Source organism: Dyadobacter endophyticus (assembly GCF_014641595.1).
GTDB lineage: Bacteria > Bacteroidota > Bacteroidia > Cytophagales > Spirosomataceae > Dyadobacter > Dyadobacter endophyticus.
Genome location: NZ_BMIA01000001.1, coordinates 333,543 through 354,243, shown reverse-complemented (window position 1 = coordinate 354,243; position 20,701 = coordinate 333,543). Strand labels below are relative to the sequence as shown.

The 20,701-nt window shown below is 47.2% G+C and carries 9 protein-coding genes; 5 read left to right on the top strand and 4 right to left on the bottom strand.

Annotated features, from left to right (window positions below):
• Positions 1 to 3: 3 nt before the first annotated feature.
• Positions 4 to 3,159 carry a SusC/RagA family TonB-linked outer membrane protein gene (locus IEY24_RS01555; protein WP_229221137.1) on the bottom strand — a complete coding sequence of 1,052 codons (3,156 nt, stop codon included), beginning with the start codon at positions 3,157 to 3,159 and terminating at the stop codon, positions 4 to 6.
• A 1,471-nt stretch (positions 3,160 to 4,630) separates the two neighbouring features.
• Between IEY24_RS01555 and IEY24_RS01550 the strand changes: the two genes are divergently transcribed.
• From IEY24_RS01550 to IEY24_RS01535, 4 genes are all read left to right on the top strand, one after another.
• On the top strand, positions 4,631 to 8,953 hold the full coding sequence (locus IEY24_RS01550) for a T9SS type A sorting domain-containing protein (RefSeq protein WP_188927995.1): 4,323 nt from the start codon (positions 4,631 to 4,633) through the stop codon (positions 8,951 to 8,953).
• A gap of 149 nt (positions 8,954 to 9,102) precedes the next feature.
• Positions 9,103 to 10,605 (top strand): S41 family peptidase, encoded by a 1,503-nt coding sequence (locus IEY24_RS01545; RefSeq protein ID WP_188927993.1) that lies wholly within the window; start codon positions 9,103 to 9,105, stop codon positions 10,603 to 10,605.
• 238 nt (positions 10,606 to 10,843) lie between these two features.
• On the top strand, positions 10,844 to 11,212 hold the full coding sequence (locus IEY24_RS01540) for a VOC family protein (protein ID WP_188927991.1): 369 nt from the start codon (positions 10,844 to 10,846) through the stop codon (positions 11,210 to 11,212).
• A 70-nt stretch (positions 11,213 to 11,282) separates the two neighbouring features.
• Positions 11,283 to 12,170: a PhzF family phenazine biosynthesis protein gene (locus IEY24_RS01535; RefSeq protein WP_188927989.1), complete on the top strand. Its 888-nt coding sequence runs from the start codon at positions 11,283 to 11,285 to the stop codon at positions 12,168 to 12,170.
• 230 nt (positions 12,171 to 12,400) lie between these two features.
• On the opposite strand, the gene IEY24_RS01530 is transcribed toward IEY24_RS01535, so the two are convergent.
• The 3 genes from IEY24_RS01530 to IEY24_RS01520 all read right to left on the bottom strand — a co-directional run bounded on the left by IEY24_RS01530 (position 12,401) and on the right by IEY24_RS01520 (position 18,127).
• Entirely contained in the window at positions 12,401 to 14,938 is a 2,538-nt protein-coding gene (locus IEY24_RS01530; protein WP_188927987.1) for an alpha-L-fucosidase, read from the bottom strand.
• Positions 14,939 to 15,000: 62 nt separating this feature from the next.
• Entirely contained in the window at positions 15,001 to 16,647 is a 1,647-nt protein-coding gene (locus IEY24_RS01525) for a right-handed parallel beta-helix repeat-containing protein (RefSeq protein WP_188927986.1), read from the bottom strand.
• Positions 16,648 to 16,690: 43 nt separating this feature from the next.
• A complete protein-coding gene (locus tag IEY24_RS01520) occupies positions 16,691 to 18,127 on the bottom strand; it encodes a hypothetical protein (protein WP_188927985.1) in 1,437 nt (478 codons plus the stop codon).
• Between the two features lie 533 nt (positions 18,128 to 18,660).
• Here IEY24_RS01520 and IEY24_RS01515 point away from each other — a divergent pair.
• Complete coding sequence (locus IEY24_RS01515; protein WP_188927983.1) at positions 18,661 to 20,097, top strand: TlpA family protein disulfide reductase; 1,437 nt, start codon at positions 18,661 to 18,663, stop codon at positions 20,095 to 20,097.
• Positions 20,098 to 20,701: the final 604 nt, after the last annotated feature.

The following is a 20,701-nucleotide window of genomic DNA, read 5'->3' as shown; positions in this document are numbered from 1 at the left end:
TCATTAAAAAGTCAACGATAAACCGCCATTTACGACTCTGGAAAGTGGGTAATTGATGCCACCAGTGTTATTATCCTCGGGATCGAATCCTTTCAGGCCAGGGCAATAGGTAGCCAGATTATTTCCATTCACATAAAAACGAACGTTCTGCAAGCCAAGACGGCTGGCAAGTCCCATTGGTAGGGTGTAACCAAATTCCAGGTTTTTCAGCCTTACGTAGTTGGTGTTGAAAAGCAGGTGCGTATTTCTCTGTGATCTCCAATACTCATCACTTCTGTTGCTCGCACGCGGTTTGGAAGCATTGATGTTTTCAGCAGTCCAGCGACCGTCAAAATCTTCTTTCCAGTAGTTTCCGAAATCACCACTTTCCAAAGACAGATAACGAAGCGCGCCCGTAGCCGCCTGGAACAGGATCGAAAGGTCAAAGCCTTTGTAGCTCAGGTTAGCACCAATACCGCCCTGGAAGCGGGGCACATCTGTTTTGTAATTGCGAACCCGGTCACTCGCATCGATTTTGCCATCATTGTTCACATCCTGGAAAATTACATCACCCGGACGAGCACCTCCCCAGTGCGGATACGCATCAACAGCAGCCTGGTCTTTGAAGATGCCAATCGCCTGATAGTACAGATCACGATCAGGATCGAAAGGCGTATTGGGATCGCTGGGTTTAGTGGGGAGCGGGTGCCCGGTAACCTGTTGGTAGTCGGGACGCCCCGGTGTTTCATCAATGAAGTTCACCTTATTGATCGCATAACCTCCATTCACAAAGAACGTGTATTTCAGGTCCTTCACACTGCCGCGATAGGACACATTGAAATCAAATCCTTTGTTTGACGTCTTGCCAATATTTTCGCTGGGAAGGGTTAAACCCGTTGAAGTAGGAACTGACGCGTTTCTTTTCCAAAGTAATCCCGAGCGACGATAATCGAATACGTCGAAAGTAATATTGATGCGATCATTCAATAAGCTTGCATCAAAACCGATATCTGCCTGGCTGGCTACTTCCCATGTCACGTTGGGATTCGGAATGCGGGTTTCTCCCAGGGTTTTACTTTCAATATTGGTACCAAATACCATGTTTTGGTTCTGGAAGCCGTAGGTTCCAAGATATTGCCACTCTTCGATACGGTCGTTACCGGTTTGTCCCCACGAAGCGCGAAGTTTGAACTGATTAATAAAGCTTATGTTATCTTTCCAGAAGCCCTCTTCCGAAATGCGCCAGCCCGCAGACACACCCGGGAAAAACCCGAAACGTTTTGCTTTGGGGAAAATGTAGGATCCATCCACCCTCCACACAAACTCCATCAGGTATTTTTCCTTGAAGCTGTAATTGACACGTCCGAAATAGTTCAGTCTTGCGCTTTGGTTTGCTGTCCCGGCATTGTCCTTCTCGGCATCCCCACCTGCATTTAGCTGATCAAGGGAAGTAGATACGAAATAGCGGCGGAACGCATTGAATCTGTCGCCATTACCAGTTCTCCTTTCACTACCCACCAAGAACTTCACCATATGGTTAGCTCCTATGGTTTTCTCGTAATTAAGATAACCATTCAGCAAAATATCCTGCTTGTCTTCTGTGTATTGCGTCAGGTTGGGATCTCCCACGCCTTTCTTTCCACGCACCAGTATGGGCTCTCCATTCGCGTCACGGCTGGTCCCGTCCCAGGAATTGAGATACCATGGAGTCTGAAAACGCTTTCTGAAATTGAATCCTTTGTCAATCCCGGCATTACCAGTGAATGAAAGTCCTTCTATCCAGGGAATTTTGACATTCAATTGTAGCGTACTGTTCAAAACATACCACTTATCACGGTCGTACCCAGTTTGGTTGGTGCTCACCACAACAGGGTTATTTCCATACTCGATATCCGGCCCGGTAGCACCGTTTGGCCAGTAAGCGGGCATATTCGGCTTGCCCCTCATCACCATCCATAATATATCTCCCGCTGAGCGCGTGGGGTAATTTTTATCTTCCATGCGGCCAGATACGTCAAAGCGCAGGCTTATATTCTTGGTGATAGTAGCATCCAGGTTTGTTCTGAAATCATGTTGGGTGTACTTGGTCGCACTATTCTTGTAATACCCATCCTGGGTTTTTGTACCCAGGGAGACAAAATAGCGCACAGCCTCGCTGCCACCTGATACGGTAGCGTTATAAAAGTGCTGACCTGACCAGTTTTTGTATATTTCATCGAACCAGTCTGTATCGGGATATTTCCATGGGTCCGAGCCATCGGCAAACTTGGCAATGTCCTCAGAGGTATACCGGGGCGGACGATTTCTGTATAGATCCACCTCATTCAATGCCTGGGCATACTCCGACGAGTTGGTCATTTTAGGCAGAATGGTAGGCTGACTGAAACCCTGATTGGCATTAAAGGTAATAGTAGGTTTTCCTGTTTTACCGCGTTTGGTGGTAATCAGAATAACCCCGTTTGCGGCCTGAGCTCCATAAATCGCAGCGGAAGCATCTTTCAAAACTGAAATCGTTTCGATACTGTTGGGGTCAATACGATCAAGTGATCGTCCCGGAATACCATCTACTACCACAAGGGCGTCGTTGTTACCTAATGTATTCATCCCGCGGATCCGGATTGTCGACCCATCTTGTCCCGGCTCACCGCTGCGTGAAACCAGCGTTACCCCCGGTAAACGTCCGGCAAGACTGTTACTTACGTTGACGGCCGGAGATTTAACAACGTCAGATCCTTTCACTGTTGTTACAGCTCCGGTTAATGTCTCTTTCTTCTGTTCTCCATAGCCTACGACAATCACTTCACTAAGGGCTTGTGAATCACCCAGCAGCGTTACATTGATGGAATTCCTTGTGCCTACTGCGACTTCCTGCTTAACGAAACCAACGTAACTATATACGAGGATAGCTTCTGCATTAGGAACTGCGATCGTATATTCTCCGGAAGCGTCCGTGGTAGTACCGGTGTTAGTCCCTTTTACGAGGATACTTACACCCGGCAGTGGCGTTCCGTTTTCCTCGGTAACTTTTCCCTTCACGATGATTTCCGCCTGGAAAACAGTGGTTTTAACGCCCGGCAGACCAGCCGCCAGAAGCGGCAAAGGTTGGTTTACAGCAACTGCCATCATAGCCAGGCACACAGCAGGTGGGCATAGCCGTTTTAAGTAAATGATTTTGCTCATAAATCTCAGTTAATAAATGATTAGGTAGCGTCATTTTAATTGTTGGGCACAACAAATCCTCCCTACCGAAAACCGGTTGTTGCCTTACAATGGATATAAGTGTAGTCTGGTTTTTTATTTAGTCATAGGCACAGGTTTAGAATACAGAAATAGACCAACAAATTGGAATAAAATACAGCGGGGCCGGCGATGTTCTGATAAAAAGAAATGTGATAGAGGGGCGCTTAATGCTCAATAGATGATAACTAAAAGTGGGCTCTTAGTTAGGTTTTATCATAGAATGCACTGGTTCAGAGGACCGATTCCATGATAATTAAACGCAAGTGAAGATAATGACTAAGAAAAATTTGATGTAGTTGAACAACATCGTTAACAGCAAAAGTTGTTTTCATATTGTTAGGTGTAAATTGGAAACAGAGTATGATTGCAGCTATTCTAGTGCAGAGTTAATAATAAATTATAAATTTTGGTCAAAAATGAATACAAATTTTTATTGAAATTTAACAAAAGTGTCACTTGGACATAATTAGGCACTTTGCAGCCAAATATGAGTCCGATGGTTACATAATAAAATGCCACCTTTCAAAGTCAACATCGGTGGAATGGCCATATCGGCACATACATAGATTCCGGTCGAGCGGGCCAGAAATCCGCTTCGTCCATTATCCGGAAGGCAAACCCGGCCACACAATCCCGTATTGGGCTGAGCAAGAACCCTGCTAATGAAGCCATGAGCAGTCACGCTCGAAGGCATTAAAGTATTTTGAATACAGCTGCCTCGATCGGAATTTTTAGCAGGTTAGTTCCGGTACATCCATATTCCGTATGGCCTCATACGGCCAGTATTGAAACAAGTTTACGAATTACATATCAAGGCATGTGATCTGCTATTTTATCAAATTGTACAGTGATTTGGCAACAACAACCCACAACTTAATCTCACTTTTTATTGAGAATTCCAGCAGTTTTCATCCAATTCTCTCCGTTTATCAAGCTTGCGAAATCAGTAAGGCTTTTTATACCAGTTTTAATTTAGAAACCACACAACATCAATGAATAAGTAATACTTCTCAAATTGAGGCCATCGATTAAGTTTAGTGACTTGACATTAAACTAATCAAGAAAATAAAACAAAAGAGGAGGAAATTATCGTAGTGTTTAGTGCGATCCTTGCAAGAGGATAAGCTTATTTATATGAGCCGGATATTTAGTTTGCAAGAAACAGTTGTTGCAACTTGGGCACTGATCGTTGCCAGTCTGGCTTCCTTTGCCCTATGGCTGTAAAGACAATGAAGGAGGTTGCGTTTCGAAGATTTCCAACTCACCGCTTAGTATGGACAAAAGCGAATCTTGCATCGAATTTTACTGGTACAGGGAATCTTCATCAAGACTCGACTGGAAGAATGGTTCCATTGTGTACATTTGTGTGCCTGACAGATACAACCAACTTCCCCGTTCCCCTCAATCAGTTATGATCAGACATTTTACTTGCTTTTTCATTATTCTGCTGTCCGTTTCCAGGGTTTTTGCTCAAAATACCGCCATTACTATTTCCGAATTAAGGTCCGCATGTCTGCGAACAGCCCACAGCATCCCCGTAAAACTCACAGGGTCCTTTCAGGCCGGCAATCAATTCTGGGTACAGATCAAAACAAGTGCTGAATCCGGGAGCTTTACGCAATATGCGGCTACGCTCAAAAACGGGGCTATTGAAGTATCGTTTTCTGATTCTGCACTCACCTCGCACCCTCAGCTCTGGTTACGGATTGCTGCCACCGCCCCGGCTGTAACCAGCAATTGGCAGGAGAATTTCCATGTGCATGGCAAGGGGTTGGTCATGATTTCCTCGCTTGCCTCCGATACACTGAACAAATATGAAGACCACCGCTTCCAGATACAGACGATTAGTTCGTCGGATGGATTTGGGCTGTTAAGCGATAGTAGCCGTATTAGTGTTTACGCCAGTTATGGCCCTGGAATGCCTGAGCAAAAGGATTCGAGAATGGTAGAGCGGACTACCAACTTTACGGTTGCCCGCGCAGAAAATTACTGCGGGGCGATGCAAACCAGCGGTGTGGCGCGGGCGGTGGTGAACGCGGTTTCTTTGATTACCGCATCTGTTTCACCATCCACTGTCTGCCCTGGAAACAATGTATCTGTCCATTTTTCATCTGACGGTCCGTTGCCAGCAGGCGCCGCCGGCTGGAAGGTACGGTTGAAAGAAGCGATTTATACAGGAGAAGACAAGCCCGGTGGCCGTACGATGGAATTGCCGGCAAAGCGAACTTCCGAAAACACGCTTGAAGTTGCGCTACCCGCAGGCTTTGTGCCAGAATACAACACGCCGCTGAATATCCGGGTAATCACACCTGATGCTAAAATCGTCGGCGGACGTGGAAAAGTGTTTTTACAAGTGCAGCTGCCGCCGCAAATTTCATTTGCAAAAGCGGCTTACACGGTTGCATTTGGAGAAGCTACCTTGCTGGAATTGCAAAATGGTGGCGCCGGGAATTATCGGGTGAAACTGAGCGACGGCCGGGATTACTTCAATGGTGCCAGTACCGAGTTTGATGAAAGCAACCCGCTTTATAAGAAGCCTGCCCAAACCACCACCTATTCGATCAGCTCGGTAAGCTCCGCTTGCGGAGTGAGCACGCCCTCACCGGCACCGTCGGCCACAGTTACCGTGCTTCCTGGCACCATACTCGACGATCTGGACCCGGCCAAACCCTTTTGCGAACAACAAACTGCCCGCTTGCATTTCGTTTCCAACGTGCCCATACCGGCATCCAGCACACTTTCAATGGAGATTAGTCATGAGAATGGCGAAGTAAAAACGGTCTCTGTCATCAGAGAGGGAGATTATGTTTCCTTCAAAATCCCCGTTTTTGCCAATTATACCACTCAATATCCCCGCGTGCGCGCCAGGTTCAAGTTCCGGCTTGTGAGCAGTGCGCCAGCGGTGCGCTCGCTGGCAGTAGGTGACATTTCCATTCAATCCAAACCGCAACTTATTTATCCCACCGATGTAAACGATTTCGTATTCGATACGCCCACTAATACCCGGATTTACATGGAGATCTCCGGTGGAGGACCGTATGACGTGGTTACCAGTTCGGGCATCCAGTTACCGCCGCGACCGGCAGAATCCCTCTTTTATGAAGCACTGTTCGTTAAGCAAAGCATGGATTTTGGTATAAAATCCGTCCGAAATGCCTGTTTTACCACTACTGACCTTCCCAAAGCCAAACTCACTGTTAAAAACCCAACGAGCCCCAAGCCATTTATTTCCGTGTTGCCTGTTGCATTCAGCGGGTGCCACCGCGACAGCCTTGAACTGGACATTCAAACCGCAGGAACCTTCGGAGAGGGAAATGTTTTCAGGGTCCAGATCGTGAAGGGTGACAACTGCTGTAACTACGAGACGATCGCTACGGTAACGCGCGGCGGCAGGGTCAAGTTGAAAATCCCAGGAGACGATACACGAGGAACCTCCGGGGACGGAACTGAAAATTTCGGCCTCCGGGTTGCCTCCACACAACCGGAGGTGATCGGCTCGGAGTTCTTTCCATACCTCCGCTATCCGCTTTTCGATATGTCTATCGATTTCGTGAACCGGGCAACTAATCAGCCGGATTTTACCTCTAACGGGGATTTTTATATCCATTTCAATTCCAAAGGCGGATCGATTGATACGCTGGTGTATTCCAACGGGCAGCAGGATTACACACTCACCGGTTTAAACGGGGGGATGTCGCCATTCAAAATCAGGCCGAAAGTGGGTGAGAACACTTTCACCATCAAGTCGGTTAGTACGGCTTGTGGCCGGCAGCAAGTAAATGTCAGCAAAACGATGACAGTTATCCCTTACCGGATCGTTATGACCGAAACATTTATGGATGTGACGCTTTGCCCGGGAGCAAACGTGAGTGTGCCATTCGTAATTCAGGATGGCGATGCCAGCGGCGCGGTTTATTCCTGGCAGGTAAGGAAAGAAAATGATTCCGCCTTTCAAACGATATTTACCGGCAGCGACAACAACCGGCTAAGCGGAGTTATCCCTTCAACCCTGGGGCCTGGGAAATACATTTCACGCATCAGCTCGCAACAGGGTCCGCTATCCAACGAGGTGGCTGTAACAATCGGGCAGCTACCGGCAGCCTCACTGACCTTCCCTAATCATCCTAATGAAAATCCGATCATACTTGACGGCAGTAAGCAGCTACTGTTCCGCATCGATTACACTGGTTCGTTCCCGATCACAACCGTGAATCAATACAACGAAAAGCAAAGCAAATATCAGACACCCGAAGAGTTTTCCCACTCACCTTCCGGCAGGACAACCTTTCAAATCAAATCGGTAAGCAATGCCTGCGGTTTCGGGCCTCCCTCACAAGCCGTCGTGGTTAGCCCCAAGCCAGCTCTGACTATGTCCATGGTGGTTGTGGGCACCGTCTGTGCCGGGGGGAAATCTCTGGACATTATCTACAATCTGACCGGTGACTACGACCTGTCGGATTCCTTTATCCGTTTCGAACTGGAAAATCAATTGACGAAACAAAAATATCTGCTCGATTCAACCAAATTGGCATCGGGGCAGCGCGCTTTCGATATTCCCAAAGGTATTGCGGCCGGAGAATACAATATGATTGTCAATGTGCCCAAATACGGCCTTAAACAGCAGCTGTCGATGTATGTTCACACGGTCGTCGATGCTACGCTATTCGGGGATATGACCGTAGTCGCAGGCGACACTGCTGGCCTGGGCATTCGCATCAATAATATGGATTTTTACGAGCGTATCGAATATGTATTGTCTGATGGTAGCAAAGGTTCCTTCATCGCTCCGGATGGCTATATCCTGGTAAATCCATCGAAAACTACGACTTATAAGATTACCTCCATTACAAACCAATGCGGGGCCGGGACATTCTCGGGCTCGTCGGTGGTGAGCGTCCAGCCCCGTTCGGAGCGCAACATAAGCGTCGCAAACTGGTGGTCGCCTGCTTCGACTGCGTTTTGCAGCATGGATACCATCCATGTCGCGTATCGCACCAGCGGCAGTTTTTCGGCTACCAACCGCTTCACGGTGCAGGTTTCCGATGTAAACGGGCAGAATTTCCGCAATATCACTACCATTGGTAACACAACGCCGCTCGCCGCAGTGATACCCGGCGATCTGCCACGCGGTCGCGGTTACCGGCTCAGGGTAACCGCATCCGACCCGGGCACCTCAGCTAGCACCTATGCTGAGCCGCTTTTCCTGCGTCAGCGCGCCAAAGCCCGGTTCGGAGCGAGCTCCATTCCATTCCACAACAATTTGTTGGTGCGGCTGCCTTTGGAATTCGAGGGTGATTCGCCTTGGCACTATTCGGTAGGGACAACCACTGCGTTCCCAACAAGGGAAACCGGCAATTCCCCGGATACGATGATCGTTCAGCGTACGGGCGCGACAGTTTACAGGCTGCTGGGTGTTTGGAATGTGTGTGGCGCCGGGACCGTGGAGGAGCCGTCCACACTGCGATTTGAAGAAATCCTTGCATCCGAAAATCCTTTGCCGAATTTCGAGGTTAGGCTCTCGCCAAACCCGTTCGGTGATGTCATCAGACTGGATTTTCAACATGCGGCAAAAAGGACTATCCGCGTCTACACAAGCTCCGGGGCGCTGATGCAGAAGAAAGGCATTACGGCAAAAGCACACGAAGTCCAGGCCAGTCAGTGGCCGTCGGGAATTTATATCCTGACAGTCGAAGAGCAAAAGCGGGAGCGATCGTTCAGGGTTTTCAAGCCCTGAACCCCGGCTTGGCTCATGCCCTCAACACGTGTTTAACCTTGCTGAAATAAGACAACAGGTTGATAGAAATCTAACTAGAAAATTAGTGACTAGCTCATTTTCAGCAAGCTCATAATAGCGCTTACCTTTGTTGCCTGATGATCCGACAAATGAAAGTTACAGTTAAACTAGGTTGCGCCCTGCTGGTGCTTGCAATGCTGATCGGTTGCAATACCAATCCGCAAAAAGGCAAAGTACCTTCTGAGTCGTCCGTTGATACTGGTTCGATCAAATCGGTAGAAAGCATGCGTAATGATCTTGCCATTCTCTGGTCGGCGATACAGGAAATGCATCCGGGTTATGGTATTTACACCACCACAGATGACATGCGAGACTTGTATAGTAAAACATATGCGGCCATTCAAACCCCGTTAACAGAAAGCCAGTTCATCACAGCTATTTGCCCTTTTTTGTGTGGTTTGCGATGCGGTCACACACAAATTAGACATTCAGAAGGCTACAAGCGATCCATCCCCTCCCAAACAGCTCAACTTCCGTTCAAAGTGCTGGTTCGAAATCACAGGGCATGGATCACAACCCATCAGACCAATCAGCTTCACACCGGTGATGAAATAGTAGGTGTGAATAATGTACCAGCCAAAACAATCATTAACCGTGGCTATGATTTTTACGGCGATGATGGTTACAATGAAACATTCAAAGAGCTGTTTCTAAGCCAATACGACGGCTTTGAAGATGTATGCAATAAGTATTATCATTGGCATGCACCTTATCAGCTAACACTCCGCACCATCTCCGGGGCGGTCAGGACAGTGCAGATCCAGGATATAGGGCGTGGTATCCCCATTAACCCTGCGGCGAAGGAAGTTGACAATTATGCTGGCTGGATAACTGAAAAGAGCATACCCGATTCACGTTTGCGATTTCTGGGTAATGCACCGGTGGCATTACTTCAATCTCCCCCGTTTGCCTATGCGGATACCGTCGTCTTTAAGAACGCTTTTAAGCTGATCCATCAAAAAAGGGTAAAAACACTGATCCTGGACATCAGGCAGAATACCGGCGGTGATATCAGAGTGGCCACACAATTACTTTTTTACCTTGCCGATACCCCTTTCCAAATTGTGAAAGATGTAAAATCAAGGCTTCCCAACCCTGCACTTAATAGTTTTGCCAAATACTTTGACAGATCGACAGCTCAGGGATTTTTGTTAGGTTTTAGGCCAGATCACAAAGAAGGAGACTGGTATCATATTGAACCCAAACCCGCTTTCGGCAATCTGTATGGCCCGTTTGCACTGGATAAAGCTGACCACTTCAAGGGAAAACTTTTGGTTTTGATTAGCGGCGCCACGTTTTCATCGGGTGCCCTTTTCGCAGCGGCACTTAAAGCGCAGCGCAAAGGCGTAATCTTCATCGGCAGGGAAACGGCCGGGAGCGAAGAGGGTTGTAATGGCGTAACCCTGCAAAAGTTAACTTTACCCGCTACAAAGATCGTCGTAGATTTTCCATTAATGCGGGTTGTATCAATGGCAAAAAAACCTGTTCCCGGCCGTGGCATAATGCCCAACTATCCGGTTAATTACAGCCCAAACGATATAGTCACGCAAAACGACCTTGATTTGAAGAAGGCTGTGAGCATAATTAATTGAATACATTCAAGTCCCGGAGAAGTCATATTTTCGCGTATGGTCAGCAAACTCCCGCCGGTATACCCTGCCATTTTACGAGCGACAGGCAATTATACTGATGAAGAGACCCTGCTTTTTGAAAAAGAGGCCCGCGTTTGCCAATTCGAAAAAAACAGCATAGCGAATGGCACCATTTCTTGATTTGGATCAATATGAGTGATACTTGCAATGCGCTACTTTTGGCAAAACCATATGTCCAATGAAACACAGAGCATTATCTATCCGCCCATTCATCGGGGCTGCCGACTTCGAATTATCACGGGCATTTTACCATGACCTGGGTTTCCAGGAGGTAAAATTGACACCGGCGCTATCCTTGTTCAAAACCGAAAATTATGGTTTCTATCTGCAAAATGCGTTTAACCGCGATTGGATTGACAACACAATGGTGTTTGTCGAAGTGGAAGATGTCCAGTATTTTTGGAATGAGCTCATTAAGCTGGATCTTTCAAGCAAATACAGAAATGTTCGTCTGACACCGATCCGTGTCGAGCATTGGGGACGGGAGTGTTTTGTCCATGATCCTTCCGGAATATTATGGCATTTCGGAGAATTTCAAAAAAGCTAACCAAAGATATCAACAACATCCAAAAATACCCGACTGGTTCGCCGGGAAGATAAAGGATTACCTTGCCTATATGAAAACCTATTCTTACTACGTACTAGACGTATTTTCCAATGTAAGGTACAAAGGAAACCCATTGGCCGTCGTGCTAACTGATTCAGATCTGGATACTGCAAGCTACGCAGACATCGCCCGTGAATTTGGCTATTCGGAAACCTCTTTCATTTACTATTCCAAGAGGGAAAAAGCCTTAAAGGTGCGTTCGTTTACACCTACCGGATTTGAGGTCGGTGGTGCGGGCCATAACCTGCTGGGTGCGGTGGCCGCTGCGATTCTGATCGAGCTCGACATTTTCTCCGGGCAGGAGCAAACGCAGTTTGTGGTAATGAAGGATGATGTTATCGATTTATCGATTGACCTATCAGTACGAAAGGCGCCGATAATCGGTATGCGCCAGAGTCCGGCCAGCATCTTGGCAACAGTGCCCAGGGAAGACGTTGCAAGGGCGCTTTCTTTGGACGCCGGCCAGGTATTGTCAGAAGACTTGTATCCCGCCGTGGTCTCAACAGAAGCTACGCATTTGATGGTGCCACTGAAAGATACCGCCGCACTCAGGGCTGCAACTGTCGAAAAAAAGCTGCTGATCAAGATCGCCGAGCATTACGGTTTTGAAGGATTTTATTGCTTTACCATACTGGATAGTGACCCCAATTATTTGGCACAAGCGCGCTTCTTCAATCCAGGTATCGGAATCGATGAGGATCCCGCGACCGGCAGCGCCGCAGGCCCTCTGGCAGGGTATTTACAGCAAATGGGTTATGTAAAACCTGCAACAGATTATCAAATATTGCAAGGGGTGGAAATCGGGCGCCCGTCGGTCATCCACTTTAACGCCGGGCCGGATGGCATCTGGATAAGCGGCTCGGCCGTCATCGTAATGGAAGGCAAAATTCACATTTGACATCCACCTCACCGGTGTTTTCACAGCAGGTACCCGACTATGATTTTGATACAAAGATGTCTCTACCCTGGCATCTCTGAGGATGTCAACTGAGATCCTGCGACACTAAATCATTCAATAAAAATACAGCAAACCAAATTGGCTTGCTGTATTTTCTATCTGCACAATCTGAGGTTGTGCAACGACCACTCTTAGAGGACAGTCACTCTAATCTCGGATAACACCTCGGCCTAGTCAAGCTCGCTGTCCAGAGAAACAAACGACGGGTTATCACAGTAAACACCCAGTTCTGTAACGACCATTTGCCCTCCCGGCTGATTTTGGTTGTCAGGCTTTGTCGCCCGAACAAAAATATATCTGGCAAACACGGGCTGAAATCGAAATGAGAAGACAACCTCTGTGTTATTCGCCCGGCTTAGTAACGTAACGGGATTACTTCCATTTTCAACCAGGGAAGTGTAGATACTGAATTCGGTGGCGTAGGTTTCGGTCGTGAAAAGCAATTCAATCCTGTCGATTTTGTATGAATCCAGTAAATCTACCCTCAAGGTATAGGCATAATCTCCCCCTGCCCGCGCGACAGACTCTGGATTTCCATCGGTAGCATTGATCGCGTAGTATATCCCGGCGGATGGGTTAAGCTCGCTGGGATTAACGCTGTTAGTCAGAAATTTAGCAGGTTTTCCCAAAGCATAATTGTAGCTCCGTTCAATCTCCAGCGCGCGATATTTCAGGTTGATTATTTGGCCTAAATTATCTGCCGGAACCGGAAAGAAGTCGCCATTAATGCTCAATTTAAAAGCAGATACGATCCGAATATCCTGGGTAAATGGCACAGTTGCAAAAGTGTTGGAGGCGTAATGCTCGGTTGACGAAGCCTCTTCCTGAATACAGATAATGTAGCTCATGCCTGCCTCTAATCGGATCTCGGCGGTTTTCGAGAACTGGTAGTTGTTCTCAACAGGATCATTTGCCTGGATTAGGCCGGAATACACCGGATACTCGTCAAAATACCTCTTGATGATCACTTCGCGAGGAATATTTGAACCGACAACCTTTCTACCGATACCGGTGATCACTACCGGAGCATTCCCAACCGTTAAAAACATGCCTCTAAAATTTCTTTCCCCTTGAGTCGCCTCAACGTCAGTACCGCTGGACACAAACAACCTCTGCATGGGATCGGCAGTTGAGAAAGATTCAACTGTTAACTCTTTCACGTATCCGATCGGTTTCCCCTCCTGCAATGTTCTCACCTTCAACTTCGAATTTCGCTGAATCGTTAACGGGCCTACATATATATTACTATCCCTATTAGGCTCTGTCCCATCTAGCGTGTAAAAAATGCGGGCGGGTTCCGAGGTCGAAACAGTAGCTGTTCCATTCGCATAAACAATGGTAGGGTCCACACTGAATCCTTTATTTGCATTAACATACGCTCCTATGGCGGTCATCATTGGCGCATAGTGATCGTCGAGCAAGGTCCCGTCCGCCTGAACGGGCAGCGCGACTGAAACAGTTGCCCCGGCCTCCCAATTCTTACCGATGTTCTCTTTTGTACCCTCGATGTCCTTGATAGGCGCGGCGTCCCCACCCGGCCCCCATGCAAAGCGGTTGCTGATCTGGTTTGAGACATAAATAGCCATTTTCTTTTTTGACATCAGAGGAGTAGCCTTCTCAAGAAGGGTCGCACTGGTGGAGTCGCTCTGTACGCTTTCATAAATCACAAAGTCGGCATAAGGGAACCTCACCTGCGTCCCCCCTTTTTTCACCTTTAGTGCAGCGTCCCTTGTTCCAGGGTTAACGCCAAAGATAAAAAACGGGTTGTTGTACCTGATGATCGGCATGACGTTGTCCCAATAGAGCCATCCTTCGGGCACCGCGCTTTCCGGATATACGTCCGATGCTCCTCCAATGTCCATCCAGATACCATCTATTTTCTTCACCTTGACGAGCTCTTCGATGAGTTGCGTATTCATCCCGCCGAAGTTATGGTACCCCTCTAGGTAACCATCGACATCTCCACGATCTCCCGGAGGAAGCCCGGGGGCGATTGAATGGTAGTCGGGGGGAAAATAAGAGATAAACTTTAACCCTTTAGCGTGAAAAGCATCAACAAGGGGTCCGACATAGTCTCTGTTAATCGTGTGTAAATTTTTCCAGGTATCAAAGCCATTTGGCCAGTTGCGAAAACTGTCCTGCCAAAGCGTAGAGAACTCGATGAACTTTGCTCCCCAGGCAACAAATTGATCGGCCCAGGCCGGCGCCCAGGTATTCAAATGAGCACCATTCATCGCCAGGGTTCTTCCCTCAAATTCCAATGTTGCTGCTTGCGTATTCGTGTAAATACTCGGATCGGTCATCCGGCCCCAGTGAACGGTGACGCCCAGGCGCGCATCGCGCAACCACCGCGAGCGCTCCGGATAAACCCTGAATTCCAATTCCTTCGTGGCGAAGTCTGCTCCGGAAGTAGCCTTCACAGAAAACGCAAAGAGGCCTTCCACACTGGGGGTTCCTGATATTTTCCCATCGGTGGAAAGTGTTAAACCGGTAGGGAGCGTCCCCCCTGCGGGGGTCCAGGTATAGGAGGCTGCTCCGGTCGCTTGAAGTTGAAAATAGCTCCTCTTAGATGCCCCGATCGTAGTGCCTTCTACCCAGGATTCATAAGGAAGGTTATCCAGGAATGCGGGATACAAGGCAGTGTCTTTATGCAACAGATAGTCGTCCTGGTTTTTGGACGAAGTGGTAGTGATGGTTATTTCGGCCATAGATCATTAGCATGACAATGTTGATCGTTATTCAAAAAGCACTTTATTTCAATCATCTCTATTTAGGGATTGATCACGTTACTTCCCTGCCCGGACGAGTACAGGTTATCGGCAGACAAAACTTTTGGATCAGGACAGCGATTAAGAATAAACCCGACTGCCACAGAGGTTGCCCCTACTTCTTTGATGAAGTTGTTACCTGCAATATTCAGATTCGTCACATCATTTATCTGAATAGCGGCAGTCTTGTTGGTGATATGGTTATTTTGGATCATCAGGCTGTCGATCGTATAGGGCGGATTCGCCGGATGCGGATTCAGGCCCGTGATCAGTATTGGCCCTGAGGTGGTAGATGAAGAAAGGTCCCTGAATGTATTGCCGGATACGACCGTGTTGTTTAGCTGCCCGGCATTCGAAGTGTAAAACCGCACGGAATATTCGGTAAACGACTGAAAGGTATTCTCGACAATCCTAAGATTATCATTCGTTTCTCCAAGCAGATCGATGACAATATTCCGCTTGCTGTGCCCCAGAAGAGGGTCGACATTTTTTCTAAAAAGATTCCTTGTAATGGTTAGATTGTTCGATGCCCGCGCCCAGATGTTCTTTTCCGAGTTACTCTCGAACCTGTTCCGGTCAACGGTAACATTTCGTGTAGTGGTAGGAGCAATATGTCCTATCAGTAAGCCTTCCTCGCCGCCAACGAAAAGACAATTCTTCAGCAAAAGTCCATCGACATTGTCAACATAGAGCGCCTCGGGCAGATTTTTAAAAGTAACGTGATCCAAGACACTGTCGTAATTCACTATGCTAAATTTGAAGCTGGTCGGGTGCAGATTGGCCGCCTTAGGGATAATAACAATGTCCGAGCACTCAAACCGCTCGGCTGTATTGATATTGAACAATTCCTTATTGGCGACCGGATTATCTATCTGGAAAGTCGTGCCTTTGCCTTTAATGGCAAGCCTCTTGTTGACATTCAGCGTGCCTTTTACCAAAATGGTATTTTTTTGCAAAAACAGAAGCTCCCCACTGGTTTCAATGGCATCGTTGATTTCAGTCTGCAGAATTTGTGTATTATCAGTCGTGCCATTGTCGATCGCCTTTGAAACCCTGGCGGCCCTTTCGAAAAACGCGTACACATATTCCGCCTTTCTTACACCGCTATCGACCACGTCGATGGCAGTTGTATAACCGTCTGTCGCGTTAAAGACATTCAACGACTCCCAGGTGATTTTTTTCTCCGGTGTGCTTTGTGGCGGCGCGGCGGTCTTGATACTGAGCAGAACTTCCAATGCCTCCGAGGCACTCTGGAGCGTGTAAGGAATAATAAGCTCGAACCAGGCGGGGTTCTCCGCATAAGAACGCAGTATGATATTGGCAGCTGGTGGCGTTACATCGGTTGCGCCGGATTTAAGCGTAACGGCTGTAATCACGCCGAGCAGCGCCGTTGCACTTTCCGTTAATAAAAGCCTGATCCAGATTTCGTCGCCAGGGTTATAGTTTGTAAACTGACTTATGTTGAAGCTCTTTCCCAAAAAGCTGCCTGCGCCCGACTGTCCTACCGGAATGGTAATCGTCTTTTTTGCGGCGTCAACCTGGCCACCACCGGCCGGTGTCCCTGAAACGTTGGCAACCACATTAGGGCTCCAGATGATTTGCCTGTCTGCTAATATCTTATCGGTGAAATAATCGACAAATGCTTGCATGTTCGTGTTATGATTGTTTGTTGTGATTGTGAATTAAAAAAGATTACAAATCGAAATACTTTTCCAGGAAGCGCCACCCCACAAAATTGCCGACATCGTTCAGGTGGGTACCATCTGAAACCAGGCTTGTCCCTTCTTTTCCTGTTTTGCCCGCAATGGGGTCATTGCCGCCCGCGCTTGCATATCCGAACAGTTCTTTGAATATGGTGGAGGTTCCCGCCGATGCAGCCGCTCTCAGGACACCATAATTGAAAAACTCGTAGAAGGTGTTAACTGAGGCAATAGGCAGGGATTTTAACGTATCATGCAGATAATCGTAGTAGTCGAATAGTGTATATCCATTCAGGCCGGCAGCGACGGAAGTCCTGCGCAACAGTACCCGGTCGGTCGGGTCAACAGGCTGCTGCCATCTGTTGACAAAAAGCATGTAGGCGAAGATTTCGGGCGCATAACTCTTGGCGCGAAGCGCGTTGATGAAGCTGCCAAACCTGCCCGCGAACGTGGCCGGAGTATCGGTTTCGTTGGTCCCGCCAGCCTGGCTGATCATCTCGTTGATCGTATTACAAGCGTACAGGATTAGATCCGGCTTCCAATCATCTACGGACCATTGTTCAAAACACCTCAAAGCGGCTATGTTGTGCGAGCCCCGCGCGCTATTGATGAAATTGATCATGTTATCATGGCCCGAATACTGAATTCCCCAATAACCAAGACGCCCCCCATCCTGGCTGCGAATCGTGATTTGCCAGCTTGTTTCGACTTCCGTTCTTCGCATTTTCAGGCGCTTTTGAAAGATGGTTTTTCTAAATCCTGTGGCAGTCTTGAAGGTTCCCGCAAGTACCGGAATAATCTGATCCAATTCCTTGGCCGAGAATGAGTAGCCGTTAGCTTCCACCCAAGTCCCCGACGTTTCGTCGAAGACGGTTACCTTTCCATTACCGACCGAAATCGTCACTCTTAAATTAGCCGACGATAAATAGTCCGTCCGATAAACAAAATCACATCTTCGGTAAGAACTTCGGAAGAGATAGCTCACCTGAGGGTTGGCCCCGGTGATGAGCCTTGTAATGCCATTATAATTCGTCTCGTGGGGAATCAATTGCCAGTCCCATGCCGTATCGATGTTTGTAGTGACCGCAACGCCACCCGATTCCGTGAAAACCGGGTTATTGGTCTGGCTTTGTTCTCCATTCGCATCGAATCTTCTATACTGCTGCCCTTTCCAACGCAACTTTTCTTCGATGTACGAGGGCAGGTTCAGCTCGGTACACATTGGTGGCCGGTAAGGTTGGTCGGCCCGCTCGCTGGCATAATCCATGTCGGTCGACACCGAGCCATCCAGCAGGACAATGTTCACATCTTTTGTTCTCTTGCGCCAATTGGATGCAAAAGCGGCAACCTTGGCCTCAACAGGAGAATTCATTTCACTTCTCTTTTGAACGAAGCCCTGATCTTCCAGGGCCGCAAAATCTACTGCCATAAAACATTTTTTAGAGTGGAACAATACAAAACCAGTGGATTGTGGATTAGCGTCAACAAAGCAGGAGGCAATAGAAAACCGTTACCGCTTTGCAGACGGCAGTTGAAATTTTCCGATTAGAAGTTCGTGATTTAGCTAGGTAGGCGAGATTGACCGTAATTTAGAAAATAGATTTGTAACCGATATTAAATAATTACAAAGTTATTTTTCGGTAACACATTTTTGTTGGTTGTGAAAGCCGGGATATTACCCGAGAAGCTGATAGAAGTGCGTTGATGTAGTCTGGCGTTAGCGCATCTGCACTCTCTGCCAAAGTGCCCAGCGGCGTGCATAGCACATACGAGTTCACAAGGCGATTATCTTCGAGGACGACCATTCTGCCGGTTTTGACCTACTTGACGGCCAGCGCGTAGTCTCGCACGGAACCGGCGTTTTACGCCTAATCAAACAATTATCTTTTCATGGAAGTAATTTCTATATACATTTAAATTACATCTGCATAAGTTAATCTAACCTAGAAACTGAGGAATTTCATGGCTTATCTTAGGATTCTCGTCTTCATTGTAGGGTGTTCATTGCAAGCTCCTACTCCCCTATTTGCGCAAAGTGCGAACTGGTATAGTTTCAAAGGAACCGCCAATCTTATAATTAACTACGAGAATAGTCCCGGCAAAACCTGGTTCATTCGCACCATTAAAATGGTTCCTGACCAGGAGACCAGGCTTAGCGACACTATTCCCTCCGGGTCGGGAAGCAAGACTTATGTTTTGCCAGTTAGCTTACCGCAGAAAGTTACTCTGGCAACTTCCGGTAAGACCCTCACACTGCTATTGACACCCGGCTCCACCCTGATATGCCATCTGGATTTCACCGATCTCACTATGGCCAGGTTCCATGGAACCGACAGCCTGGGGGTTATCAACGAGTACTTGATAAAAAAGAACTTCTCCGCCAGCATGCCCTTTAGCGCACGACGAGCTAGTGTACTGCATACGGCGGCTAGCTTGCAAGAATTAAGCGTCCAAATGGATGCGCTTTATCTTGAAGAGCTCCAATTCTTTAACAAAAACATCGGTAGATTACCTAAGTGGTACCAGCAGCACGAATATTGGGACATCCGATATGCTGATGCAACCGACCGAATGAATGCGGTTATTATGCGGGAACATTCACAAAATGTAAAAGAGCGGGTACCTGTCCATTATTACCGCTTCTTAGATTCTCTCAATATCAATAATCCAGCGGCCAAAAGCTGCGCTTCATACTATTACTTCCTGTACGAGGCTTTTAACAAAAGAATGAACGCGAATGACCTGGCAAACGGCACAAAATCCAGTTTTATTGATTATCACATTAATCAGGCAGGCCGGGAATTGTCATCGGAGGTATCGGATTTATTCAAAGCTTTTATTGTTCAATTAACCTTCAATCACTACAAGAGAGAAGTCGCAACTGAATATCTCAAAATTCACGGCGATATTTTCAGCGAAGATATTTGGAAAGCAGAACTGGAAGCCTACTTCAAATCGAAAGTGGTTCGTGCCGCGAAGGGTAAAATCCCCCCAAACTTTGTACTTGCTGACACGAAAGATTCGCTTACATGGCTAAGGTCTTTGAAAGGAAATGTGATTGTACTGTCTTTCTGGTTTGCGGGCTGTAAGCCCTGTATCGAAGAGTTTTCTGCTGAAAATGCATTGGCAGAAAAATTCAGAAACAAACCTGTCAGGATCGTTAGTGTATGCCTGAATACCTCCAAAGACGTCTGGAAGACATGGAGTGAGCATTTTGGTCTGAAAACCATCAATCTTTGGGCAAATACGGAGTGGGAGAAGACTATTATTGAAAAATATGATCTAAATGTATTTCCGAGATATGTATTAATAAACCGGGACTACGAGATTGCGGAAATGAATGCGGATAAGCCAAGCCAGGGACTGGAGGCCCAGATTAATTCACTGTTGGCGAGGTGATGTGAGTGGTTCGAAATCCTGGTTTTAAGTACATTTTTTATTTTAAATATACCTATGCCAATGGTTTATCCCGCGGCATTAAGACCCGAGTAGAATACCACTAAATAATTCGCAAATGCCGGGCATTCGAGAATTGCTACTAACCGCAGAGCCAACAACGGGCCAGGACCGATTTTACAACGATGCAGAGACCGCGGCCGGTTGGGTATCAATTTTGTAAATGGCATCCGCAGTCTTTACCGCCAAAAACACCGCATTTGAGCCCCAAAAAGCGATTTGACGATCATCAACATGGGGACAATGGATATTTTCATCCAAGCACCCGATCCTAACCGGATTTGTTTTCTCATCAGGGTTATCCCCTAAGGGTTACAAGCGCAATTACCATTAGTGAAAAAAATTGCACTTTACCGCTAAATCACAACCAGACTCATTGATTTGCTATTCACGGTCACGACGTATTGTTTTGCATCCGAAACGGATTTCGGTATTGATTTACAGCACCTCCACCAAAAAACACGATAATTCAAATGGATGGCCTCTGGTATCAATACAGTCAGTTTCAATTTTTAATTACATATTCAAATAGTACAAAACAAATTTT

Coding starts and splice junctions, on each gene's coding strand:
- IEY24_RS01530 (WP_188927987.1), bottom strand. CDS start 14,938: ATGGCCGAAATAACCATCACTACCACTTCGTCCAAAAACCAGGACGAC.
- IEY24_RS01555 (WP_229221137.1), bottom strand. CDS start 3,159: ATGAGCAAAATCATTTACTTAAAACGGCTATGCCCACCTGCTGTGTGC.
- IEY24_RS01535 (WP_188927989.1), top strand. CDS start 11,283: ATGAAAACCTATTCTTACTACGTACTAGACGTATTTTCCAATGTAAGG.
- IEY24_RS01545 (WP_188927993.1), top strand. CDS start 9,103: ATGAAAGTTACAGTTAAACTAGGTTGCGCCCTGCTGGTGCTTGCAATG.
- IEY24_RS01540 (WP_188927991.1), top strand. CDS start 10,844: ATGAAACACAGAGCATTATCTATCCGCCCATTCATCGGGGCTGCCGAC.
- IEY24_RS01520 (WP_188927985.1), bottom strand. CDS start 18,127: ATGGCAGTAGATTTTGCGGCCCTGGAAGATCAGGGCTTCGTTCAAAAG.
- IEY24_RS01525 (WP_188927986.1), bottom strand. CDS start 16,647: ATGCAAGCATTTGTCGATTATTTCACCGATAAGATATTAGCAGACAGG.
- IEY24_RS01550 (WP_188927995.1), top strand. CDS start 4,631: ATGATCAGACATTTTACTTGCTTTTTCATTATTCTGCTGTCCGTTTCC.
- IEY24_RS01515 (WP_188927983.1), top strand. CDS start 18,661: ATGGCTTATCTTAGGATTCTCGTCTTCATTGTAGGGTGTTCATTGCAA.